The organism is Nakamurella flavida, from assembly GCF_030811475.1.
In the GTDB taxonomy this organism is placed as follows: domain Bacteria; phylum Actinomycetota; class Actinomycetes; order Mycobacteriales; family Nakamurellaceae; genus Nakamurella; species Nakamurella flavida.
This window is the reverse complement of the sequence record NZ_JAUSQV010000001.1, coordinates 1-23,575: the sequence shown is the minus strand read 5'-3', so window position 1 is coordinate 23,575 and position 23,575 is coordinate 1. Positions and strand designations below refer to the sequence as shown.

The window sequence follows — 23,575 nt, the reverse complement described above, 5'->3', positions numbered from 1 at the left end:
CCGGGAGGTCCCGGCCGGGCCGGGGTGACCGCTCTCCCCTGTCCTGACAGTAACGACGCGGTCCGGGCACCCACTCCCCGGCTCGGCCTTTTTCGCTGATGGCGTGAGAACGGTCGGTCCCCCGCTCCCCGGCCGACACCGCGGTCCCGACACGAAACCCCGGCCGGGAGGACCCGGCCGGGGCTCGCGTGTCACTGCTGGGGGCGGGCACGGCCGTCACGGCCGCGCTCCGCCGAGCGGACGGTCAGGCGCGCGTGGTCGGCGCCTCGTCCGAGCCGGCCGCCAGGGTGTCGCTGTCGGCGGAGTCGGCGTAGACCTCGCCGTCGGTGGCGCCGTCGGCGACCACGGAGGGGTCGGCCTCGGCCACCACGCCGTCGTCGTCGACCACCAGGTCGTCCTCCGCGGCGGTGGACCCGTCCTCGTCGACCGCGTGGTCGGCGGTGTCGGTCGGGTCCTGGACGGAACCCTCGATCACACCGGCGGTCTCGTCCTCGTCGTCCTCGACGTCCTCGACACCGAAGAGCGCCGCGATGTCCAGGACGTTGCCGGACGCGTCGGTGACGGTGGCCTGCTCGACGACGCCGGCCAGCGCCTTCCCGCGACGGACGTCGGCGAAGACCGACCCGAGCTGGTTGGCCTCCTGCAGACGCTTGAAGTAGTCGTCCGGCGAGAGGCCGAACCGCTGCGCGTTGTAGATGACCCGCTGGGTGAACTCGTCCTGGTCCACGCCCACACCCCGGGACTCGGCCAGCGCGTCCAGCAGCAGCTGCGTCTTGACGGCCTCCTCGGCGGCGGTGCGCAGCTCGGCGTCGAACTCCTCGCGGGTGCGACCCTCGCCCTCGAGGTAGACCGCGAAGGCGGCCTCGTCGTGGTCGAAGGAGTGGATGGCGTCGTGGACGCGGGCGTCGAACTCCGCCTTGACGATGCTCTCCGGGGTGGGGACCTCGGTGGCGGCCAGCAAGGCCTCCAGCACCTTGTCCCGGGCCTGCGTGCCCTGGGTGAGGTTCTTGACCCGGCGGATCTTCTCGGTGAGGTCGGCGCGCAGCTCGGCCACGGAGTCGAACTCGCTGGCCAGCTGGGCGAAGTCGTCGTCGACGGCGGGGAGCTCGCGCTCCTGGACGGCGGTGACGGCGACGGTCACGTCGGCGTCCTGCCCGGCGTACTCGCCGGCGACCAGCTTGGTGGTGAAGGTGGAGACGTCGCCGGCGGACATCCCGGTGACGGCCTCGTCGATGCCCTCGACGAGGTCGCCCTCGCCGATGCGGTAGGTCAGCGCGTCCGCCGAGGCCTCCGGCAGCTCGTCGCCGTCGACGGCCGCGCGGAGGTCGATGACGACGGCATCGCCGTCGGCGGCGGGGCGCTCGACGACGGTGGTGGTGGCGAACCGCTCGCGCAGGGCATCCACCTGCTCGTCGACGTCGGCCTCGGTGATCTCGACGTCGTCGACCGTGACGGCCAGGCCGTCCAGCTCGGGCAGGGTGATCTCCGGTCGGACGTCGACCTCGGCGGTGAACGCCAGGGTGTCGTTGTCGTCGATCCGGGTGACCTCGATCTCGGGCTGGCCCAGCACGGTGAGCGAGGCCTCGCTGACGGCCTGGCCGTACTTGGCCGGCACCGCGTCGTTGACGACCTCGGAGAGGATCGCGCCGCGGCCGAGGCGGGCGTCCAGGATCCGCGCGGGCACCTTGCCGGGGCGGAAGCCGGGGATCCGGACCTGACCGGCCAGGGTCTTGTAGGCCTTGTCGAACTGGGGCTTGAGCTCATCGAACGGAACCTCGACGGTGAGCTTCACCCGGGTCGGGTTCAGGTGCTCGACAGTGCTCTTCACGGCGTTGACTCCTCGGTGCACGATGGTGGCGGGTGGCCCGTCATCCCGGGTCGGTGACGTCGGCCACCGACGGCCGCGGCAGGGGGCGGCACCGTCAGGGCGCCGCCTCGGGCATGACCAGCGACGATTCTAGGCGAACTCCGCGCCGGTGCCGGACCAGCTGCCGGCCGGGTGACCACGGCACCGGGGATCGTGTGGCCGCCCCCACCGCCCCCCGCCGCCCCCCGCGGCCCGGTGCGCCCCTCGCCGCACCGGGCCCGCGATCACTCCTGGCCGGGCAGCCAGTTGCCGTGCAGACCGAGCGGCACCCGCACCGGGAGCTGCACGGTGGCCACCGGCCCGGCGGACACGTCGGCTGCGTCCAGCACCACCAGGCGGCTGGGCGCCACCCCGGCCGGGTCGGCGACGATGTCCAGCCACCAGCCGTCGTCGGGGGCGGTGGACCCCGGTCGCGGCGCGAAGGACGGCTCCCCCACCAGGCCGTCCGACGTCCACTGCTGCGCACTGCCGGTCGCGGTGTCGAACACCCGCACGGCGTCGAACGCGCCCATCACCGCAGGGGCGGTCGCGGTCCGGTACCCGACGGCCACCCGCCGGTGGGCCGATCCCAGCCGACGGTCGTCGATGCGCGGGAACTCCAGGCGGCCGGCCTCGATCTCCTCGTGCGCGATCGTCCCCGCCACCGGATCGACGGTGGTGCGGACGAACGCGGAGGTGTGCGTCCCCCGGCCCATCCCCATCCCGGGATCGCTGTGCTGGACCATGTCCAGCACGATCGGCGAGTCCACACTGCTCGGGGACCCGTCCTGGCCGGGCCGGCTGAACGCGTTGGCCATGTGCCAGGTCCAGAACGTGTCGCCGTGGGCCCAGCGGACCGGGCTCCCGTCGCGGGGCACGATCGCCACCCGGGTGCCCTCGTCGGGCTCCCAGGACAGCATCGACCCGCCACGCATCGCCGCCATCACGTCGAAGAAGAGCGGCGAGAGCACGAGCACGACGCTGTGCTCGGTGAGCGCCATGTCGTGGATCATCACCGGGCGATCGACCCCGGCGACCGGGGTGTCCGCCCGGACGACGCGGCCCGTGCGGTCGATGATCGACCAGGTCAGGTAGGGCGCCTCCAGCATGTAGCAGAAGACGAGCATCTCCCCGGTGACCGGATCGATCTTGGGGTGCGCGGTCATGCCGACCGGCAGGGCACCGTCGAAGGTCTCCCGGCCGAGGGTGGCGAGGTCCGGGCCGAGGCAGAAGGGGGTGCTGCCCTCGGCCATCGCCATCACCCGGCCGGAGTGCCGGACGACGTTGATGTCGGGCATGTCGCGGAAGCTGCCGGCCAGGTCGGGACCGACCTCCTCGGCGGTGGGCAGCTGCCCGGCCCGGCCGGACATCAGTCCGGGCCACAGCACATGTCCCGCGGCCTCCTCCCGTTCGATCATCGGCGTGCGGACGAAACGGTTGCGGTAACGGACCTGCCCGTCCCGCAGCATGACGGCGTGCACCATGCCGTCGCCCTCGAGCGGATAGAGATAGGACCCGACGGGGGTGAACCGGGGGTTGGGCCCGTTGCGCAGGTACTCCCCGTCCAACTCGGGCGGCAGTACCCCGGAGATGACGGTCGCCGGCAGGTCGACCTCGTCCAGGGTGGGCCGGAACGCACCGAGCAGGTGCTCGTCGTGCGACATGTCGGCCATGCCGGGGTGCGCGTGGTGGGTGGGCCGGGCGGGGTGGATGGCCGGGACCCCCTCGGGCCCGGGCGACGCTCCGGGCGGGGTGGTCATGCCGCGGCCCGCGAGCCTGCCGGGGCAGCGCCGGACCGGCCGGTCACCCGGTCGGGGTACGTGGCGGTGAACTTGACCATGAACCAGACGATGGCGATGGGCAGGATCCAGTTGAGGGCCAGGTCGACGAACTGGTCGTCCTGCAGGACGCGGGTGTTGTCGCCCAGGGCGGTCACCGCCACCGACATCAGGCCCATGACCAGGATGGCCACGCCCCAGGCGGTGCTCAGCACCCGGTTGATCCTGACGAAGGTCGGCGACCCCCAGTACTGGCGCGGGGTGCCCTGGCGGGCGTACTCGGCGGTGAACGGCATGACCGGCACGGTGGCCAGCACGTAGAGGCCGAGGACCACGCCGACGAGCGGCACGCCCCAGAAGTACAGCCAGCGATCGGTACCCGCGTCACCCAGGAACCCGGCGATCGCGATGGCCCCGAAGAGCACCAGGGTGCCCAGGTTGAGGATCTTCGGCCCGTGCTTGCGGGCGTTGGCCAGCACGGAGGCCAGGGTGAGTCCGACGGCGATGAGCGCCGCCCAGCCGACCCCGTTGGCGGCGAAGCGCTCCGAGGCGAGGTCGAACACGATCCAGGGGATGAAGCCCAGCAGTACTCCCAGATTCTTCATGATCAGGACACTACGAATCCGTCATATGGGAGATATCCGCCGATCGGCGGATAATCGGACCGGACGGATGATGGGCGGCGCCCGTGGCGCGGCCCCGCCGGCGACCTCAGCCCTCGACGCCCCCCGGCGGCAGGTCCATGCGGGCGACCTCCACCCGTGACCGCGCCCCGAGCTTGGCCAGGATGTGCGAGACGTGCGTCTGCACGGTGCGTGGTGAGAGGAAGAGCCGAGCCGCGATCTCCGGATTGGTCAGGCCGTCCCGCACCAGCAGGGTCACCCGCCGTTCGGTCGGGGTCAGGCTGGCCGGTCCGCGGCGGTCCGTCCGGTGCTCCGCCCGGGACCCCCGCCGGATCCCGACCGTGCGCAGCCGGGCCGAGGCGCGATCCGCGCCGGCTCTGGCTCCCATGCCCTGGTAGGCGGCGACGGCGAGATCCAGGGTCGGCCGGGCGATGTCGGCCCGCCCGGCCGAACCGGCGGCGTAGGCCAGTTCCTCCTGGGCGGTGGCGGCCAGGGGGACGTTGCCCGCCCGGGTCGCAGCCTCGGCGGCCGCCACCAGCTGGTCCACCGAACCGGACGCCATGCCGCCGACCAGGTCCGGGGTCGCGGCGAGGAGCGGGATCCGCGTGGTCGGCAGGGCGGCCACGTCCCCGGCCACCCGCCCGGCGAGGTCCGGGTCCCACCGGGTGAGCGCGATCCGGGCGACGTCCGGGGCGCACCGGAGCATCCACAACGGCCCGGCCGGTGCGGCGGTCGACCAGAGCCGACGGGCGGCGGCGACCGCCGCGGTCGCGGTCGCGGCACCGCCGGACTCGAGCACCAGCAGGTCGGCCAGCTGCGGGTCCGGGCTGCCGAACTGCCAGGGGAACCCGGTCGCGGCGAAGTCGTCCAGGCGTCGCCGCGCGGCGGCGAGGTGGCCCCGCCGGGCGTCCAGACCCGCCCGCTCCCCCACGGCCAGCGACGTCCAGCCCGTGCCGATCTCCTCGGCCAGTTCCAACCCGGTGTCGCCCTCCGCCGTGGCGTCGTCCCACTGGCCGGCCGACGAGGCGATCCCGGCGGCGACGAAGCTGTGGAACGGGTCGAGCCAGCGCGCCCCGAACCGGGCGCCGGTCCGGCGGGCGTCGACCGACACGCGCTGGGCGACCTCGGGACCGTGCGCGTACAGGGCGAACAGCGGCGGCCAGATGAGGGAGGTCATCCGGCTCTCCACCTTCGCCCGGTCGGACAGGGCCAGACCACGCTGTCGCTCGACGACGTCCAACGCCGTCGCCGGCCGGGCATCCAGGTACTCCAGGATGGCCAGGCTGCTCAGCAGGCCGTACTCGACCTCGGCGTCCCCGGCCGCCCGGGCCTCGTCCAGCAAGGGGGCGAGCGAGGCGCGGGCCGCCGCCCGTTCGCCGGCGAGCACCTGCACCCAGCAGCGGAGCTGGCTGAGTTGACGGCGGACACCGCCCGGCAGCTGGGCGACCGAGAGGGTGCGTTCGATCGCCTGACCGGCCGCGACGGTGTCACCCCGGTTGACCAGGACCCGCAGCACGATGGTCTGCAGGGTGGCCGCGGCCTGCCGGTCGGTGGTGACGGCCAGATGCCGGGCGGCGATCTCCACCGCACGCGCCTGCTGTCCCCCGGCGTAGTGCGCCTGGGCCTGGTCCACGGCGACCAGGTCACCCTCTGCGCCCGGATCGGCCACCCGCAGATCGCCGAGGAGTTCCGCCTGGACGGCCGGCGCCCAGGCGCCCGCCTCGGCGGCCGCGGCCCGCAGGGCGGTCAGCAGGGCCCCGTCCCGACCGGTCTCCGGGTCGGCCGCGAGGAGCAGGTGCTGGGCGATCACCGCGGGGCTCTGGCCCGCGGTGCCCCGCAGCTCGGCGGCGCGGCGGTGGACGGCCCGCCGGACGCCGGGTTCGAGCAGGTGATCGGCCCGTTCCTGGTAGAGATCGTGGACGAACTGCAGCCGGGCCCCGGCCCGGTCTCCGGCCGCGTCCTCGGGTCGGTCCTCGGTCCACTGCGCGACGCCCGAGGCGACCGCGGCGTCCACGGTCGCGCGGATGGCGTCCGGCGTCACGTACAGCAGATCGGCCAGGTCCTGCGGGGTGGCCGCCGTCCCCCAGACGGCCAACGCCCCCAGCAGCTCACCCGCGGCCTCCCCGATCCCCCGCAGGTGGCTGTCGAGATGGGCGTGCAGGCCGGCGCCGGCAGCGGGCGGCTGCCCGATCAGGTCGACCCGCTCCCGCCCGGCCGGGGTCAGCCGACCCGCGGCCGTCAGGGCGCCGAGCACGTCGGCGACGAACAACGGGTTGCCCCGACATGCCTGCAGGTGTGCGCGGAGCCGGGGCCCGGGCCACTCGCCCAGGATCGTGTGGGCCATGGTCTCGACCGCCATGTCGGACATGGGCGGGAGCACCAGCCGGTGGTCCACCGACCGGGTCACCATCGTCACCGATTCCCGGGCCGGCAGCGCCCGACCGGCCAGGATCAGCACCAGCGGGAGGTCGCGGGCAGCCCAGACCAGCCGGCGGAGCGTCGCGAGGGAGGCCGAGTCGGCCCAGTGCAGATCGTCCACCCAGCACAGCACGGGCCCCTCCGCGGCCCACCCGTCGACCCGGCCGAAAGCGGCCTCCCCGGGATCCTGCCCGTCAGCGGTGGGCCCGAGGAGCTCGTGCACGACACCGAACCCGGTGCGGGACAACCGCTCCCGCCCCCGTGCGGAGACCACCCGGAAACCCTGCGCCCGGGCCAGATCGGCGACGGATCGACCGAGATGGGACTTGCCCATGCCCGGGTGACCCTCCAGGGACACCGAGACACCACGCCGGAGGGGGCTCCCGTTCGCATCCTGTTCGGCCGACAGTCCGGCCGGGATCGCCGACACCCACGAACGCAGGGCCGCCTCGAGATGGTCCCGGGAATCGGGCAGGTGTGCGTCCGGGCCCGTTTCCCGTCGGCGCGTCATGCCGCCAGCCTAGGGAACGGACGAAGGGGACCGGGTGTGGCGGTGCCGCACGCAGCGCTGTCGAACGCAGCGGTGCCGAAGGCGCAACCGGGTCGGGGTGACAGGATTTGAACCTGCGACATCCTGCTCCCAAAGCAGGCGCGCTACCAAGCTGCGCTACACCCCGTGACGCGTCCCGGCGGAGGAACACCCCGTCGAGCCGTCGAACGCGGAGCCTACCCGGTGGGCTACTATTCGACCGCGTCGGCGACCGGTGCGCGACCGGGAAGGCCTTCACGTGCGGGCGTAGCTCAATGGTAGAGCCTCAGTCTTCCAAACTGATTACGCGAGTTCGATTCTCGTCGCCCGCTCGATCCGGCTCCGGAACCGTCCCGCGGTCGCCGCGGACACCGCCGGTCGCCCGCGCCCGGAAAACCACTGGCGCCGGTTTGTGACCATCGGTGGGTGAAGCACCTCGCGAAGAAGTTGATCAGTTGGGCCTCGATCCTCGAGGACTCGACCCTGGCGCAGGCCCGGACGGCGTCGACCATGCCGTTCATCCACCCCCACCTGGCCCTGATGCCCGATGCCCACCTCGGCAAGGGAGCCACCGTCGGCTCGGTCATCCCCACCCTCGGCGCGATCATGCCCGCGGCCGTCGGCGTCGACATCGGGTGCGGCATGATCGCCGTCCGCACCCAGTTCCCGGCCGACCGGTTCGTCGGCGCCGCGGCCGGCCGACTGGCCGCCCTGCGGGAGGCGATCGAGGCCGCCGTGCCGTGCTCGGCCGGCGCCTACAACACCGTCCTCACCGGCACCGCTGCGGGGCGGGTCGCCGAGCTGGAGACCCTGGCCGACACGGCCGGCTTCGACCCGGCCCGGTACGCCGGCAACTGGCGCCTGCAGCTGGGCACGCTCGGCTCGGGCAACCACTTCATCGAGGTGACCCAGGACGAGACCGGCGCGGTGTGGCTGTTCCTGCACTCCGGCTCCCGGGGCGTGGGCAACAGGATCGCCCAGCGGCACATCACGGTGGCCCAGGAGCGGATGAAGCAGTGGTGGATCACCCTGCCCGACCGGGACCTGGCCTACCTGGTGGAGGGCACCGACGACTTCTGGACCTACATCCGGGAGTTGCGGTGGGCGCAGACCTTCGCCCTGCTGAACCGTGAGGAGATGATGGACCGGGTGGTCCAGTGCGTCGCCGACTGGTCCGGTGAGGACGTCCGGGAGCAGGAACGCATCAACTGCCACCACAACTTCACGCAGCAGGAACGGCACTTCGGCAAGCAGGTCTGGGTGTCCCGCAAGGGTGCGATCGAGGCCGGGAAGGGCATGCCGGGTCTCATCCCGGGCTCCATGGGCACGGCCAGCTACGTGGTGACCGGGCTCGGAAACCCGGTGTCGCTGAACAGCTCTCCGCACGGAGCGGGCCGGATGTACTCGCGGTCCGCGGCGCGCAGGCGCTTCACCGGGGACGACCTGCGGGCGGCGATGGCCGGGATCGAGTACCGGGACACCGACGCGTTCCTCGACGAGATTCCCGCGGCCTACAAGGACATCGACCAGGTCATGGCCGACGCGGCCGACCTGGTGGAGATCCGGCACACGTTGCGGCAGATCGTCAACGTCAAGGGCGACTGACCGCGCGGGCACCCACGCGACCGACCGCCCGGACGCCCGACCGACAGGGCGTCCGGCCGGTCGGTGTCGCCGGCCGGCGACCCCTGGCAGGCGGCGGACCGGAGGTGCCCACGACGGGCGGGGCACGCGCGGGGGCCCCGGGCACCACGCCCCGGGATTACCGCCCGTCGGTGCCGCTCGGTACCGTCTTCCCGTCCCGCGGGCCCGTCACCGGTCCGCCCACCGGATCGTCCGCCGCGGATCGCGGGGGGCGGCCAGCAGAAAGGCCACCATGACCGTCCGCAAGGTCGCCCTGCTCACCGCGGGCGGATTCGCCCCCTGCCTGTCCTCCGCCGTCGGCGGCCTCATCGAGCGCTACACCGAGCTGGCGCCGGAGGTCGAGATCATCGCCTACCAGTACGGCTACCAGGGGCTGCTGTCCGGCCGGTACCTCACCGTCACCCCGGAGGTCCGGGAGAAGGCGGCTCTGCTGCACCGGTTCGGCGGCTCCCCCATCGGCAATTCCCGGGTCAAGCTGACCAACGCCAAGGACCTGGTCAAGCGCGGGCTCGTGCAGGAGGGCCAGGACCCGCTGCAGGTGGCGGCCGAGCGGCTGACCGCGGACGGTGTCGACGTCCTGCACACCATCGGCGGCGACGACACCAACACCACCGCAGCGGATCTCGCCGCCCACCTGGCCGAGAACGACTACGGCCTGACCGTGGTCGGCCTCCCCAAGACCATCGACAACGACGTCATCCCGATCAAGCAGTCGCTGGGCGCCTGGACGGCGGCCGAGCAGGGCGCCGAGTTCGCCCGGAACGTCGTCGGGGAGCACAATTCGGGGTCGAGGATGCTCATCGTCCACGAGGTGATGGGCCGGCACTGCGGGTGGCTGACCGCGGCCACCGCCCAGGCCTACCGCCGGTGGCTGGACACCCAGGAATGGCTGCCCGAGTTCGGCCTGAGCCGCGAGGCGTGGGACGTCCACGCGGTCTACGTGCCCGAGGCGGTCTTCGATCTGGACCGGGAGGCCGCGCGGCTCACCGAGGTGATGGACCGGGTCGGCAACGTGACGATCTTCCTGTCCGAGGGTGCCGGTCTGGACACCATCGTCGCCCAGCTCGAGGCCAGCGGCGCCGAGGTGCCGCGTGACCCGTTCGGTCACGTCAAGATCGACAGGATCAACCCGGGCCAGTGGTTCGCCGAGCAGTTCGCGGAGCGACTCGGAGCGGAGAAGGTCATGGTCCAGAAGTCCGGCTACTACTCCCGGTCGGCTGCGGCGAACACCGACGACCTGCGCCTCATCAAGTCCATGACCGACTACGCCGTGGACTGCGCGCTGCGCGGCGAATCCGGTGTCATCGGGCACGACGAGGAGAACGGTGACCGGCTGACCGCCATCGCCTTCGACCGGATCAAGGGTGGCAAGGCCTTCGACCTGAGCTCGCCCTGGTACGGCGAGCTGTTGGACGGGATCGGGCAGCCGGCCACCTCGGCCGCGGCGGCCCACTGACTCCCGGGTCCGCTCCCGCCCCCGGGGACACCCCGGGGCGGGACGGCGCGGCGGGCGGGGCGGAGATCCGTTCCGGTGAGGTCCATGCTGGCGGGGTGGAACCCTCCTCCGCGCGTCGACGGCGCCGCCCGCCCCGTTCCCGGCCCACCGGCGGGTCCGACGTCGGCCCTGCCGGAGGCTCGGAACGGGCCGGCCCCGCCACTGCGGTCGAACCGGACGCCGGGGCGGAGGAGGCGGACGGGGCCGACCGGGCGGACGGCGACGCCGGGTCGTCACCCGGGCAGGGCGACCGCGGAGATCAGCCCGCATCCGGCCGGTCCGCGTCGTCCCCGTCGTCCACGCCCCGTTCGCCCCAGGCTCCGCCGAAGAGCCGCCGCGAACGTCAGGAGGAGGCCTCGGACCGCTTCCTGCGGGCCCTGGTCACCCATCGGGGCACCCAGGTCTCCAGCGAGGCGGCGATGCGGGCCCGCGAGGCAGGCACACCGACCGCCCAGGATCTCGCCGACGCGGAACGTGACGTCGTGGTCAAGCGGCGCTACTACACCCCGACCGAGGACCTGCCGACCGGCCGCACCCGGGGGCGCGCGGGTCCCCGGAGCTGACCGCCGCGCGGCATCAGCCGGCGGGCAGCACCGGCGGGGTCGGGTCGGCCTCGTAGGCGGCCATCTCGTCGATCCGGCGCTGGTGCCGCGGGTCGTGCGAGAACGGGGTGGCCAGGAACAGGTCGACGAACCCGATCGCGGTCTCCTCGTCGTGCATGCGCGCACCGATCGAGACGACGTTCGCGTTGTTGTGCTGCCGGGCCAGGGACGCGGTGTCGGAGTTCCAGGCCAGCGCGGCGCGCACGCCCGACACCTTGTTGGCGGCGATCTGCTCGCCGTTGCCGGACCCGCCGATCACCACGCCCAGGCTGCCCTCGTCGGCGACGACGCGGCGACCGGTCTCCAGGCAGAAGGGGGGGTAGTCGTCGATCGGGTCGTAGGTCGCCGCCCCCACGTCGACCACGTCGTGGCCGGATTCGGCGAGGTGGGCCACCAGACGGGCCTTGAGCTCGAAACCTGCATGGTCGGACCCGATGTAGACGCGCATGGCGTGCAGTCTGGCAGACCCCTCGGCCCGCCCGTCGTCGACACCCGCCCCGGCCCCCGCGGGCGGGTGTCGACGACGGGTGGTGCAGCCGATCAGGGGACGACCAGCACCGGGAACTTCTGGGTCGCCACGACCGCCCGGGAGACCGATCCCGAGGCGATGCGGTGCAGGACGTCGGCGAAGCCCTTGTGCCGCTTGCCCACGACCACACAGGCGGCGTCGCGCTCGACGGCCACCCGGACGAGCTCGGAGCCGGCCTCACCCGTGGTGGACACCAGCTCCCACTCGACGCCGTCGAGATCTCCGCAGGCACGGAGGGTGTCGACCAGCTCGCGCTCCACGGCGTCCTCCGCCGCGTCGTTCACCGCGTACTCCTCGGGGATGGGGACGTACCCCTCGACCATCGGCATGGCACGCCGCCGGACGTGCACCAGCACCACCGCGCGGCCGGCCGCCCGGGCGAGGAAGACCGCGGCCCGCAGCGGTCGTCCACACGCCTGTACGTCGTCGATCCCGACGACCATGGGTCCGCTGCGCATGTCCGGCGGAACGGGCACGACGGCCGCGTGCGACTCCGGCGCACCGGAGGTCGCGACGGCGGGCGGAGGGGGGGTGAATGTGCTCATGGCGGGCTCCCAGGGTCTGCCTACCGAGCCACCAGAGGCCCCGTCGGCACCGATCAGCGTAGCCGCAGCGGCACCGCCGGACGTGCTGATCGGCCGGTGCCGCCGCGGCGTGCGAGGAAGCGGTCAGTCGAAGCGCGGGGCCTCGGTGCGGCTGCGCTTGAGCTCGAAGAACGACGGGTAGGCGGCCATGGCGACGGTCGCGTCCCACAGCCGGCCCGCCTCCTCGCCCCGCGGGATGCGGGTGATGACCGGGCCGAAGAACGCGACCCCGTCGACGTGGATGATGGGCGTGCCCACGTCGTCGCCGACCGGCTTCACGCCGGCGTCGTGACTGACCCGGAGCGCGTCGTCCCACTCGGTCGAGGTGGCGGCGTCCGCCAGATCGGCCGGGAGGTCGAGTGCGGCCAGCGAGGCCCGGATGACCTCGGCCTGGTCCTCGACCCCCTCGTTGTGGATGCGGGTGCCCATCTCGGTGTAGAGCGGCCCCAGGATGTCGTTGCCGACCCGGTCGGCGGCGGCCACGGCCACCCGGACCGGCCCCCAGGTCTTCCCGATCAGTTCGCGGTACTCCGCCGGGATGTCCTTGTCCTCGTTGAGGATGGCCAGGCTCATGACGTGCCATTCGGCGTCGATGTCGCGGACCTTCTCGACCTCGACGAGCCAGCGGGAGGTGATCCAGGCGAAGGGGCAGCGGGGGTCGAACCAGAAGTCCGCACGGTGCCTCCCGTCCTGGCCGGGCTGGGCGGTGACGGGTGCTGCGGTGTCGGCCATCTGATCTCCTCGACGAGTGGTGCGGGGCGTGTGGTGCGGGGGACGTGGTGTGGTGCCGGGTGGTTCGCGGTCGGCGGGCTCCGGTCGGTACGGCCGATCGGGGACGCCCACTGTCGGGGGGCACCGGCATGCTCCCGATGGGGCAACACGGCCGGGAGTTAGGTTTGTTCCCGCACCTCACGTCGCTGGCCGGTCGATCCGGGCACCGACGCCCCGCACGTCCGCGTTCTGCAGATCCGCAATCGGAGGAGCACCACCATGGCCCAGGCGCCCAACCTGACCCGGGAACAGGCACGGCAGCGGTCGGCCACCGTCACCGTGCAGTCCTACGACGTCCAGATCGACCTGACCGACGGCGCCGGCAGCCCCACGCCCGAGGCGTTCACCACCCGGAGCACGGTGCGGTTCACCGCCACCCCGGGCGGTTCCACCTTCGTCGACTTCGTCGGGCGCGCCATCTCCGCGGCGACGCTGAACGGGCGACCGCTGGACGTGACCGGCTGGACCTCGCCGACCGGCCTGGAGCTCCCCGGGCTGGCGGAGAGCAACCAGCTCGTCGTCGACGCCGTCGGGCTCTACACCAACACCGGCGAGGGGCTGCACCGGTTCGTCGACCCGGTCGACGACGCCACCTACCTCTACTCGCAGTTCGAGACGGCCGACGCCAAGCGGCTCTACGCCTGCTTCGACCAGCCCGATCTCAAGGCCACCTATTCGTTCAGGGTCACGGCACCGGCGGGCTGGGAGGTGGTGTCCAACGGTGCCCCGACCGGCCCGCAGGACGACCCCTCCGGTGCGGTGGTGCACGGGTTCGCCACCACCCAGCCGATGAGCACCTACGTCACCGCCCTGATCGCCGGGCCCTATTCGGTGGTCCGGGATCACCACGACGGCATCGACCTGGGCCTGTTCTGCCGGGCGAGCCTGGCCGAGTTCCTGGACGCCGACCGGCTGTTCGCCCAGACCAAGCAGGGGTTCGACTTCTTCCACTCCGCCTTCGGGGTGCGGTACCCGTTCGGCAAGTACGACCAGCTGTTCGTCCCGGAGTTCAACGCCGGCGCCATGGAGAACGCGGGCGCGGTGACCTTCCGCGAGGAGTACGTCTTCCGCTCCCGGGTCACCCGGTACCTCTACGAGCGGCGCTGCGAGACGATCCTGCACGAGATGGCCCACATGTGGTTCGGCGATCTGGTCACCATGCGCTGGTGGGACGACCTGTGGCTGAACGAGTCGTTCGCCACCTGGGCCTCGGTGGTGGCCCAGAACGCGGCGACCGAGTACACCTCGGCCTGGACGACCTTCGCCAACGTGGAGAAGTCCTGGGCGTACGTGCAGGACCAGTTGCCGTCCACCCACCCCATCGCCGCGGACATGGTCGACCTCGCCGCGGTCGAGGTGAACTTCGACGGCATCACCTACGCCAAGGGCGCCAGCGTGCTCAAGCAGCTCGCCGCGTACGTGGGCTACGAGGAGTTCCTGACCGGCCTGCGCGCCTACTTCGCCGCCCACGCCTTCGGCAACGCCACCCTGGCCGACCTGCTGGGCGCTTTGGAGCAGACCTCGGGACGCGATCTGTCCGCGTGGTCGGCGGCCTGGCTGCAGACCACCGGGATCAACGGCCTGTCCGCCGATTTCGACGTCGACGACGCCGGGCTCTTCACCCGGTTCGAGATCGTGCAGACACCGGCCTCGCCGGGCGCGGGCGAACTGCGGCCGCACCGGCTGGCCGTGGGCGTCTACGGGGACGACGGCTCCGGGGCACTCGTGCGCACCCACCGGGTCGAGCTGGACGTGACGTCCGGCCGCACGGCCGTGCCGGACCTTGTCGGGGTGTCCCGGGGCGATCTGGTGCTGGTCAACGACGACGACCTGACCTACTGCAAGCTCAGCCTGGACACCGGCTCGCTGGCCACCGTGGTGGAACGGATCGCGGACATCGCCGAGTCACTCCCCCGCACGCTGACCTGGTCCGCGGTCTGGGAGATGACCCGGGACGCCCAGATGCGCGCCCGGGACTTCGTCGCCCTGGCCGCCCGCGGCCTGGCCGGAGAGGACCAGATCGGTGTCGTGCAGCGGGTCCTCGCCCAGATGCACACGGCGACCGGCTCCTACGCCGATCCGGCGTGGGCTGCGACGGAGGGCTGGCCGACGCTCACCTCCACGCTGCTGGACCTGGCGCGTTCGGCCGAGCCCGCCGGTGACGTGCAGCTGGCCGCGGTCAACGCCCTCGCGCAGGCCAGGCTGGACGGCCCGGCGTTGGAGGCGATCGCGGGCTGGCGGGACGGCACCGTCGGCCTGCCGGGCCTGACGGTGGACACCGACCTGTCCTGGACGCTGCTGGGGGCGCTGGTCGCGCACGGCCGCGCCGGCGAACCGGAGATCTCCACCGCCGCGGCAGCCGATCCGACCGCGTCGGGAGATCGCCGCGCGACCGGTGTCCGGGCCCTCATCCCGACCGTGGCCAACAAGCAGGCGGTCTGGGACCGGTTGATGACCGACGACACGATGGCCAACGCCCTGCAGGACGCGGCCATCGGCGGATTCGCCCACCCCGCCCAGGCGGAGCTGCTCACCGGGTTCCGGGAGCGCTACTTCGCCGAGATCGCCGGGGTGTGGGAGCGGCGGTCCAGCGAGGTGGCCCAGAAGGTGGCCGTCGGGCTGTTCCCGCGGTGGTCGATCGATCAGGACACCGTCGCGGAGGCCCTGGCCTGGGAGGACGGTGAGCACCCGGCCGCCCTGCGGCGACTGGTCTCGGAAGGACGTGCCGGGCTGCAGCGCGCACTCGCCGCCCGCGGGTACGACGCCGCCGGCTGACCGGGCGGACAGCGAAGAGCCGGGGGCGTCCGATGGACGCCCCCGGCTCGTCGTTCCGGCTGACTCAGGTCACCAGGAGGAGCGCTCCGGCAGGGTTCCGGCCTGATCGGCGAGGATGCGCAGCCCGGTGGACAGCGCCCCGAACACGTCGCCGTCCGCGCAGGAGGAGACCACGGCCAGGACGGCGAGCCGTGCCGCCCGGTCGCTCACCCGTCGGGCCGCCTCGGAACCGGTGACCACCTCGACGACCCGCTGCCCCGGGGAGACGGCGAGCAGCACGGCCATCGGCGCGTCCTCGCCCAGATCGCCCAGCAGGCTCTCGGCGCGTCCCCGGGTGTCCCCGCCGAGATCGCCCAGGTATGCGGAGAACCGCAACCCGGTCGCCCGTTCGGCGTGGGTGATGACGTCGTCGAGCACCAGCAACTGCTCGATCGTCAGGGGGTGGTCGGCCTCACCGACCGGCCCGACGGACGGCGGCTCCCACTTGCGTCGTTCCGTCTCCTTGGCCAGGGCGCCCTGATCGGGGCCGGGAGCACCGGAGACCTCGACCTCACCACGTGCCATGGGCACCTCCACGACTCTCGGCGGGGCTGACCCCGGTTCCGGACACGACCACCGGGGCGTCGCCGGCCCACCACTGCGCGGGGTAGTCCCACGACTGACCCGCGGCGTAACGCGGGCGCTTCTTGGCGCGCGAAGGCACGAGGGTCAACAGGGCGATCAGGCCGTACAGCGCCGCGGGCGCGACGACGAAGGTCGCGACCGTCTGCAGGATGCTCACGGCGATCACGGTATCGGACGGTGGGGCCCCGGGTGCGCCCACCCGCCGAGGACGCCGTCCGGGCCCTCAGCCCGGCGGGGTGGACAACCGGGCGCGCTCGACCTCCAGGAAGGACCGGCCGACGACCGCCCCCAGGAGCAGCACGATGACCCCGGCCACGACGAAGACGGCGGGGACCGAGACCTCGTGGGCGACGAACCCGCCGAGAGCGGCCCCGGCGGGCAGCGCGCCCCACGCCAGCACCCGGAAGGCGCTCGAGACGCGGGCGATCAGATCGAGCGGGGTGCGTCGCTGGCGCCGGGTGGCCGACAGCACGTTCCAGCTGCCCTGGGCCACTCCCAGGGCCGCGTACAGCAGCAACGCCTGCGCCATCCCGGGGAACAGTCCCAGCAGCACGAAGACGACCCCCATGGCGATCAGCGCGAGCAGCATCACCGGGCCCCCGCGGTACCGCTCCACGACCCGCGGAACCAGCTGGGCGGCCGTCAGGGTGCCGATCGAGTAGGCCACCAGCAGGGACGGGTAGAAGAGCTCGGAGAATCCGAGAGTCTGCGTTCCGTACAGCACCAGCACGGCATCGGTGGTGCCGTTCGCGAGGGCCAGGACGGCGACGGTGACCACCAGTACCCGGAGCACCCGGTCGCGCCACAGCACCGACATCCCTTGTCGGATGCGTCCCCAGGTGGACAGGCCCGCCTGGGGCGTGCCGGGAGCCACCGGGGCCATCGCTTCCGTGCCCGGGCGGACGAGACCGACGAACACGGCCGCCAGCAGGAAGCACCCGCCGCACACCGCCAGCGCCAGCCCCGGCGCGACGGCCACCAGCACCCCGGCGAGGACCGGGCCGGCGAGGTCCAGCGCGAGTGTCTCGGTCGTGACGAAGCGAGAGTTGGCGCGCTCCAGTGCCCGCCCCGGGACGAGTCGCACCATGAGCGACTGGGCCGCCCCGTCGGTGAAGGTCTCGGCCGCGGTCATCGCGAACGCGAACACGCAGAGCGCCGGGATCGACGCGTGGTCGAGGAAGAGGAGCACGGCCAGGACCACGGCGAGGGCCGCGCGGACCACGTGCGCGGCGGCCATCACCCGGATGGGATTCCACCGGTCGACCAGTGCACCGGCCGGAACCGCGACCAGCAGCCAGGGCAGCGAGCTGGCCGCGGCGACCAGGGCCACGGCACCCGGCGAGGGATCGATGGCCACCGCGGCCAGGGGGACGGCGACGACCCGGAGCCCGTCCCCGGTCAGCGAGGACGACCAGGCCCAGACCAACCGCCGGAAGGGACGGGGCAGGGATCCGGTGGCCGAGCCGTCCTGCGGCACGGCCGGTTCACCTGCGGACACTGTGTGCTCACCCCCGGCCCGCCTGTGCGACGACACAATCCCGACACTCGTTCGTGCGCCGGGCGGACCCGAGCTGTCGGCTGCATTCCTCGTTCCGGATACGTCCGGATCAGCACCCCGACAGTGGCCCGACGCTGGGGGTCACCCTCGCACACCACGGGAGAGTCGGTCGATCGCTCGTCCGGCCCGCGAACCCACGGTCCCGAACGCCGTCCGCCGTCCATCGCTGGTGGAGCCGACAGCGGCGCGCAGCCGTTCCACGTGATGAAACGCTCTCTTTTGAGTGAATGCCAGCCCTATCGGGCTGCAACCAAATGGGTCACGAGGCGCCCGAAGTCATTCCCGTCGCCGATCGTGGATCAAGAGGGTCAGAAGTTCGAACACGCTCCGTGATCAATCGTCTGCGCCATTCAGGGTCACCGACTGACCCGCCCCTATATTGATCTCAGAGCAAGTGGTTCGGAACAGCCCGAAGTCATTGTGACACAAGGGATCTGGATCGGACCAGTGCTCGAACTGCGATCCCGGGGTCCGGCCAGACCCCGCCCGCGAGACTCACCTCCGACCTTCACCCCCAGACCCGCCCAGGCAGTGCACCGCACTCCGGGCAGACCTCAAGGAGATACTCATGTCTGCAGCTCGTGGCACCCGCGTCGGCTTCGGCACCCGCGTCGGCTTCGGCACCCGCGTCGGCTTCGGCACCCGCGTCGGCTTCGGCACCCGCGTCGGCTTCGGCACCCGCGTCGGCTGATCCGGACCCGCGGATGACTACGCAACGGTCATCCCACGGGCATGAATAATTACGCAGTGCAATGCTGACACGGTCAGCCGAATGTGACCCGGACGTCGCCCCGAGAGCGACAGGATCACTGAACGTCATGAACGGCGGACACCATGGTGTTCGCGGGACTTGCCCGATGGTGTAGAGGCTCAGAGCCGGGGAGAGGCAGACGGAACCCGGCCGGGCAGGCCCCGGGTCCGGACAACCCTCTGACGTGCACAGGAACCACGACGGCTCCGAGCGGCAGGCTCGCGGCGGCGCCGGAGTTCAGATTTCGGGTCGTCGTCGGGCGACCACGGTGAGTATTTGCCGGTGACGCTGCGCATCCCGGTGAAGTGTGCCGGACCGTCACACCCGGACACCAGAGCTGCAACCAGGCAGATCCTTCAGATTTGTTTGTCGTATTCGTCCGATGGTCACGTTCACCGGTCGACAGGGATCACCCCACGACGGCCCCCGGCCATCGGGCACAGGTGGCATCGCACGCCTGGCCCCGTCGTGGACTCCGGTCCACCACCCCCGCCGGCCACCACCCCCGCTGGCCATCGCCCTGCCGAGCTCAGCTCCCCCACACGTGGATGAGCCTGACCCACCTCGGGCTGCGTGGCCGAGATGCGACCGACACCCGACGTCAGGCCGCGTGGGCCAACCACGGCGCCCAGGCCGGATCGTGACCCGTCCCGGGCGTCACCCGCCCGCGCCCCGTTCTCGGCGGCCCGGGGACGACCCGCATCGACCACCCCAGCTCCGCGACCAGGCGACTCCCCTTGCGCCGGTTGCAGCTCAGGCAACAGGCGACGCAGTTCTCCCAGGTGTGCTGACCTCCCCGGCTGCGGGGGATCACGTGGTCGATGGTCTCCCCGACGTTCTCGCAGTAGGCGCAGCGCCGCCCGTCACGGGTCAGCACCCCGGCCCGGGTGACCGCGCTCGGCGCGGGCCGCGGCACGGAGACGTAGCGCAGCAATCGGACCACCGAGGGAACGGCGAGGGTGCAGGTCGGCGACCGGAACATCGTCCGTTGGTGTTCGGCGACGCATTCCGCCTTGCCGGCCAGCACCAGGATCAGGGCCCGCCGGCAGCTCACGATGGCCAGGGGTTCGTGGCTCGCGTTGACCACCAAAGCCCGGGTGATCACCTCGGTGGGACCGCTGGACATGGGGATCAGGAACGGGGTCACCGCGCACCTCCTGGCCGGCCGAGCACACAACGGCTCACCGCGCCACGGAACCGGGCGCGCACGCCGTCCACACGTCATCAGTCAACAGGTTCCCGGTCGTCCTGGCGACACCATGACGTCCACGACACGTCGCGTCCATCCCCGCTCCGTCACGTGACGGAGCAGCAGCAGCGCTCCCGGCGGCCGGGAGAGGGCCCGCGACGCGGGACAATGGACCGGTGAGCACTCCTCCCACGTTCTACGACCAGATCGGCGGTCACGACGCCTTCGTCGGCATCGTGCACCGCTTCTACGAGCGGGTGGCCCAGGATCCGGTGCTGCGGCCGCTCTACCCCGAGGAGGACCTGGGTCCGGCCGAGGTCCGGCTGCGGATGTTCCTGGAGCAGTACTGGGGTGGCCCACGCACGTACTCCGACCAGCGCGGGCATCCCCGGCTGCGGATGCGGCACGCACCGTTCACCATCGGCATGCCCGAGCGCGACGCCTGGCTCGCGGCCATGCAGCACGCGGTCGACGGTGCCGACCTGGCCGAGGCCGATCGGGAACGCCTGTGGGCGTATCTCGTGATGGCCGCCGACAGCCTGGTGAACTCGCTGCACTGAGCTCCCCCGCCGGTCCGATCAGAGCAGCAGCGGGATGAGCGCGTGCCTGCGGCGGAGCACTGCGCCGTACCGGGCGTCCAACCGGACCCAGGAGTCCGTCGCGCTGATCCGGACGATCTCCGCCTCGCCCGGTCCGGCGAACCCCATGCCGGACAGCGCGAAGAGCACCCGGACGGTGAGCGGGACCCGCATGCCGTTGCCGCTGACCTCCATGACCTCGGAGTCCAACAGGGCCGCGGAGGCGCCGCCCGCCGGTCCCGGTCGGTCGCGGGCGCCGCTGGTGAACTCCTGGGCCAGGGCGGCCAGGACCGTCGCCGGCACCCGGTCGACCAGCACCCATCCGCCGGCCGGGGGCAACTGCGAACGCCACGCGGCGTCGGCCGTCGTACCCGGGTCGACGTCCTCGGCGACCGACACCTCCAGACCGGCCAGCAGACTGCCGGCGTACACCGTCACGTCCGTGGGGGTGATCGATCCGGCGACCGCCCGGGTGACCAGGGCGTCGAACGGGGTGCCGGCCCAGATGCGCACCAGATCGCCATCGGCCCGCAGCCGGACCGGGGTGGCCGGATCCCACCGAGCGACCCGCCCGACGAACGCACCGGCGTCGGCCCGGTCCTCCGGCGACGCGGCGCGGAAACGGGCGCCGCTCATGCCACGAGGTAACGCTCGAGGAAGGCGCGTTCCCGCTCGTCCAACCGCCGCGGCCGGAACGTCGTGGGGTCGACGGCCACCATCACCGTGCTGGCCCGGGCCGCGGTCGCCCCGCCCACGGTGACCTGGTAGTCGATGGTGAACGAGGCGTTCCTCATCGCGGTGATCCCCATCGACACGGTGACCGGCAGGTCGTAGCCGATGGCCCGCGTGTAGTCGATCTCCAGGTGGGCGACGACGACGCCCTGGGTGAGCCGGTCCACCCCGTGCTGCGCGGCGTCCCGGAACAGCCAGTCGACCCGGGCCTCCTCCAGCAGGGTGAGCGTGCGGGCGTTGTTCACGTGCCCGAACGCGTCGAGATCGGACCACCGCACCCGCACCTGCGAGACGTACCGCTGGGTCATCGTCGCTCCCCCGTTCCTGTCGTGGGTCGGCGACCCGTGCGCACCCGGCCCGTCCGGGGCGAGGACCGGGGCGCACCTCAGCGGATCAGCGTACGGATCTCCCGGGCGGCCACCGACAGCGCGGCCAGGCCGGAGCCGTCCGGGTCCTGGGCCAACTGGGCCAACGTGGTGCGGGCGCGGGCGAGCCGGGCCGCGTTCTCCCGTTCCCAGCGGGCGATCTTCTCCTCGCCGGTGGATCCCACCGGCGACGAGGAGATCACGTCCGCGGTGATCATCCGGATCGAGCGGTAGAGGTCGTCGCGCAGGGCCTGCCGGGCCAGCGCCCGCCACCGGTCGGTCCGGTCCAGCCTGGTCACCGCGAGCAGGGTCCGATCGAAGTCCAGGTGCGCCGACAGCGCGTAGTAGAGATCGGCGCACTCGTCCAGATCCCGCCCGGTCTCCCCGGCGATGTCGATCACGTCGAGCAGGCTGAAGGAGTACAACGCGTACCCGAGCCGGGTGGCCAACGCGGCCGGGGCACCGACGGCGGCCAACCGTGCGGTCTCCGCCTGGGCCGCGGTGCGTTCGATCTCCCGCAGCAGCCGCGGCATCCGCGGGACGAGGTGCCCGAGGGCGGAGCGGTAGCGCTCGCCTTCGGCCAGCACGTCGAGCGGCTGCGGACGTCGGGTGAGCAACCACCGGGAGACCCGGTCCAGCAGGCGCCGCACCGAGAGGAACAGCACGTTCTGCCCCGCGGCGGGCATCAGGTTGTCCTGCGCGGCGATCTCGGCCCACAACTCGGGCAGGCGGAAGACGTCCGCGGCCACGGCGAAGGCCCGGATGGCATCGACCGGCTCGGCCGCCATCTCCTCGCCCAGCCGGAACACGAAGGACAAGCCGGCCGCGTTGACCAGCTGATTCACGGTCATCGTGGTGACGATCTCCCGGGCCAGGGGATGGCCGGCCGCGACCGGGGCGCCGGGACCCTCGGGCTCCCCACCAGCCCCCTCCCCCGCGGGGCGGACCAGGCCCCGCATCGGGGTCGGGAAGTACAGCGGGAGTCGCCCGGCGAAGGCCGGCTCGTCGGGCAGGTCACTGGCCAGCATCGCCGTCGACAGCGCGGACTTGACGTAGGCGAGCAGCACCGCCAACTCGGGGGAACTGAGCCCCTCCCCCGCCGCCTCCCGGGTCGCCAGCTGGGCGCGGGGCGGGAGGAACTCCAGTTTCCGGTCGAGTCGGCCCTGCTGCACCAGGGCGTCGATCAACCGCCCGTGCACGCTCACCATGATCCCCGCGTGGGCGCGGGAGACGCCGAGAACCCTGTTCTGGTCGACGTTGTCGGCCAGGACCAGGGTCCCCACCTCGTCGGTCATCGAGACCAGCAGGGACTGTCGGCCCGCCTCGTCGAGCTCGCCCCGCCGCATGAGGTCCTGCAGCGCGATCTTGATGTTGACCTCGTGGTCGGAAGTGTCCACCCCCGCGGAGTTGTCGATGGCGTCGGTGTTGATCAATCCACCGGCGCGGGAGAACTCGATGCGGCCGAGCTGGCTGACGCCGAGGTTGCCGCCCTCGCCGACCACCCGGGCCCGCAGATCGGAGCCGTCGACCCGCACGGGATCGTTGGCCTTGTCGCCGATGTCGGCGTTGGTCTCCGTCGAGGCCTTGACGTAGGTGCCGATCCCGCCGTTCCACAACAGGTCCACGGGCGCGGTGAGGATGGCCCGGATCAGATCGGCCGGGGACAGGGCGAGGACGTCGTCGGCCAGGCCGAGCGCGGCCCGCACCGGCGCGGCCAGCGGGACGGATTTCTCGGTGCGGGCGTGGACACCGCCGCCGGGCGAGAGCAGCGCCGTGTCGTAGTCCGCCCAGGAGGAGCGGGGCAGGGCGAACAGACGGGCGCGCTCGGCGAACGACGCGGCCGCGTCCGGATCCGGGTCCAGGAAGACATGGCGGTGGTCGAATGCGGCTACCAGCCGGATGTGGGGGGACAGCAGCATGCCGTTGCCGAACACGTCCCCGGACATGTCGCCGATGCCGGCGACGGTGAACTCCTGGGTCTGGGTGTCGATGCCCAGATCGCGGAAGTGGTGGCGCACCGACTCCCACGCCCCGCGCGCCGTGATGCCCATCGCCTTGTGGTCGTACCCGACGCTGCCGCCGGAGGCGAACGCGTCGCCCAGCCAGAACCCGTACTCCGCGGCCACCGCGTTGGCGGTGTCGGAGAAGGTCGCCGTGCCCTTGTCCGCGGCGACGACCAGATAC

At 72.4% G+C, this 23,575-nt stretch carries 20 protein-coding genes and 2 tRNA genes; 7 read left to right on the top strand and 15 right to left on the bottom strand.

The annotated features are described in order from the left end of the window. Positions 1–244: 244 nt before the first annotated feature. The 5 genes from tig to J2S58_RS00090 form a co-directional block, all read right to left on the bottom strand. On the bottom strand, positions 245–1,828 hold the full coding sequence (gene tig / locus J2S58_RS00110) for a trigger factor (RefSeq protein WP_205254985.1): 1,584 nt from the start codon (positions 1,826–1,828) through the stop codon (positions 245–247). Between the two features lie 263 nt (positions 1,829–2,091). Next, on the bottom strand, positions 2,092–3,519 hold the full coding sequence (locus J2S58_RS00105; RefSeq protein ID WP_205255132.1) for a carotenoid oxygenase family protein: 1,428 nt from the start codon (positions 3,517–3,519) through the stop codon (positions 2,092–2,094). 83 nt (positions 3,520–3,602) lie between these two features. Continuing rightward, positions 3,603–4,229, bottom strand: coding sequence for a hypothetical protein (locus J2S58_RS00100; protein ID WP_205254984.1), 627 nt, complete (start codon positions 4,227–4,229; stop codon positions 3,603–3,605). 106 nt (positions 4,230–4,335) lie between these two features. Further along, positions 4,336–7,176, bottom strand: coding sequence for a LuxR C-terminal-related transcriptional regulator (locus J2S58_RS00095; protein ID WP_240188240.1), 2,841 nt, complete (start codon positions 7,174–7,176; stop codon positions 4,336–4,338). A 92-nt stretch (positions 7,177–7,268) separates the two neighbouring features. Continuing rightward, positions 7,269–7,342: transfer RNA gene (locus J2S58_RS00090), tRNA-Pro, on the bottom strand. A gap of 113 nt (positions 7,343–7,455) precedes the next feature. On the opposite strand from J2S58_RS00090, the gene J2S58_RS00085 reads away from it, so the two are divergent. From J2S58_RS00085 to J2S58_RS00070, 4 genes are all read left to right on the top strand, one after another. Beyond that, a tRNA-Gly gene (locus tag J2S58_RS00085) sits at positions 7,456–7,526 on the top strand. Between the two features lie 94 nt (positions 7,527–7,620). Further along, positions 7,621–8,799: an RtcB family protein gene (locus J2S58_RS00080; RefSeq protein WP_306825957.1), complete on the top strand. Its 1,179-nt coding sequence runs from the start codon at positions 7,621–7,623 to the stop codon at positions 8,797–8,799. Between the two features lie 271 nt (positions 8,800–9,070). Beyond that, positions 9,071–10,294: a pyrophosphate--fructose-6-phosphate 1-phosphotransferase gene (locus tag J2S58_RS00075; protein WP_205254983.1), complete on the top strand. Its 1,224-nt coding sequence runs from the start codon at positions 9,071–9,073 to the stop codon at positions 10,292–10,294. Positions 10,295–10,389: 95 nt separating this feature from the next. Then, the gene (locus J2S58_RS00070; protein ID WP_205254982.1) at positions 10,390–10,896 is read left to right on the top strand and encodes a hypothetical protein; all 507 of its coding nucleotides are present in this window, start codon (positions 10,390–10,392) and stop codon (positions 10,894–10,896) included. 13 nt (positions 10,897–10,909) lie between these two features. Here J2S58_RS00070 and J2S58_RS00065 read toward each other — a convergent pair whose 3' ends face one another. The 3 genes from J2S58_RS00065 to J2S58_RS00055 form a co-directional block, all read right to left on the bottom strand. Next, entirely contained in the window at positions 10,910–11,383 is a 474-nt protein-coding gene (locus tag J2S58_RS00065) for a ribose-5-phosphate isomerase (RefSeq protein WP_205255129.1), read from the bottom strand. 92 nt (positions 11,384–11,475) lie between these two features. Then, positions 11,476–12,009 (bottom strand): universal stress protein, encoded by a 534-nt coding sequence (locus J2S58_RS00060; protein ID WP_306825953.1) that lies wholly within the window; start codon positions 12,007–12,009, stop codon positions 11,476–11,478. Positions 12,010–12,132: 123 nt separating this feature from the next. After that, entirely contained in the window at positions 12,133–12,780 is a 648-nt protein-coding gene (locus tag J2S58_RS00055) for a mycothiol-dependent nitroreductase Rv2466c family protein (RefSeq protein WP_205257322.1), read from the bottom strand. A 258-nt stretch (positions 12,781–13,038) separates the two neighbouring features. On the opposite strand from J2S58_RS00055, the gene pepN reads away from it, so the two are divergent. Then, positions 13,039–15,594 carry an aminopeptidase N gene (pepN, locus tag J2S58_RS00050; protein ID WP_205257321.1) on the top strand — a complete coding sequence of 852 codons (2,556 nt, stop codon included), beginning with the start codon at positions 13,039–13,041 and terminating at the stop codon, positions 15,592–15,594. A gap of 69 nt (positions 15,595–15,663) precedes the next feature. On the opposite strand, the gene J2S58_RS00045 is transcribed toward pepN, so the two are convergent. From J2S58_RS00045 to J2S58_RS00035, 3 genes are all read right to left on the bottom strand, one after another. After that, positions 15,664–16,158 (bottom strand): DUF5130 family protein, encoded by a 495-nt coding sequence (locus J2S58_RS00045; protein WP_205257320.1) that lies wholly within the window; start codon positions 16,156–16,158, stop codon positions 15,664–15,666. Continuing rightward, on the bottom strand, positions 16,145–16,375 hold the full coding sequence (gene ctaJ / locus J2S58_RS00040) for an aa3-type cytochrome oxidase subunit CtaJ (RefSeq protein WP_205257319.1): 231 nt from the start codon (positions 16,373–16,375) through the stop codon (positions 16,145–16,147). Before ctaJ ends, J2S58_RS00045 begins: the two co-directional genes overlap by 14 nt. Positions 16,376–16,441: 66 nt before the next feature. Next, positions 16,442–17,716 carry an MFS transporter gene (locus tag J2S58_RS00035; protein ID WP_306825948.1) on the bottom strand — a complete coding sequence of 425 codons (1,275 nt, stop codon included), beginning with the start codon at positions 17,714–17,716 and terminating at the stop codon, positions 16,442–16,444. 628 nt (positions 17,717–18,344) lie between these two features. Between J2S58_RS00035 and J2S58_RS00030 the strand changes: the two genes are divergently transcribed. Next, the gene (locus J2S58_RS00030) at positions 18,345–18,467 is read left to right on the top strand and encodes a hypothetical protein (protein WP_275889418.1); all 123 of its coding nucleotides are present in this window, start codon (positions 18,345–18,347) and stop codon (positions 18,465–18,467) included. A 661-nt stretch (positions 18,468–19,128) separates the two neighbouring features. Here the strand turns inward: J2S58_RS00030 and J2S58_RS00025 are convergent. Next, positions 19,129–19,674 carry an HNH endonuclease gene (locus tag J2S58_RS00025; protein WP_306825946.1) on the bottom strand — a complete coding sequence of 182 codons (546 nt, stop codon included), beginning with the start codon at positions 19,672–19,674 and terminating at the stop codon, positions 19,129–19,131. Between the two features lie 218 nt (positions 19,675–19,892). Between J2S58_RS00025 and J2S58_RS00020 the strand changes: the two genes are divergently transcribed. After that, the gene (locus J2S58_RS00020; protein ID WP_205257317.1) at positions 19,893–20,276 is read left to right on the top strand and encodes a globin; all 384 of its coding nucleotides are present in this window, start codon (positions 19,893–19,895) and stop codon (positions 20,274–20,276) included. Between the two features lie 18 nt (positions 20,277–20,294). Here the strand turns inward: J2S58_RS00020 and J2S58_RS00015 are convergent, their stop codons facing one another. The 3 genes from J2S58_RS00015 to J2S58_RS00005 form a co-directional block, all read right to left on the bottom strand. Further along, positions 20,295–20,930, bottom strand: a complete 636-nt coding sequence (locus J2S58_RS00015) for a hypothetical protein (protein ID WP_205257316.1) — start codon at positions 20,928–20,930, stop codon at positions 20,295–20,297. Beyond that, the gene (locus J2S58_RS00010) at positions 20,927–21,334 is read right to left on the bottom strand and encodes an acyl-CoA thioesterase (protein ID WP_205257315.1); all 408 of its coding nucleotides are present in this window, start codon (positions 21,332–21,334) and stop codon (positions 20,927–20,929) included. Before J2S58_RS00010 ends, J2S58_RS00015 begins: the two co-directional genes overlap by 4 nt. A 77-nt stretch (positions 21,335–21,411) precedes the next feature. Continuing rightward, positions 21,412–23,575, bottom strand: a 2,164-nt coding sequence (locus tag J2S58_RS00005; RefSeq protein WP_306825943.1) for an NAD-glutamate dehydrogenase domain-containing protein, incomplete at its 5' end; no start/stop codon positions are given.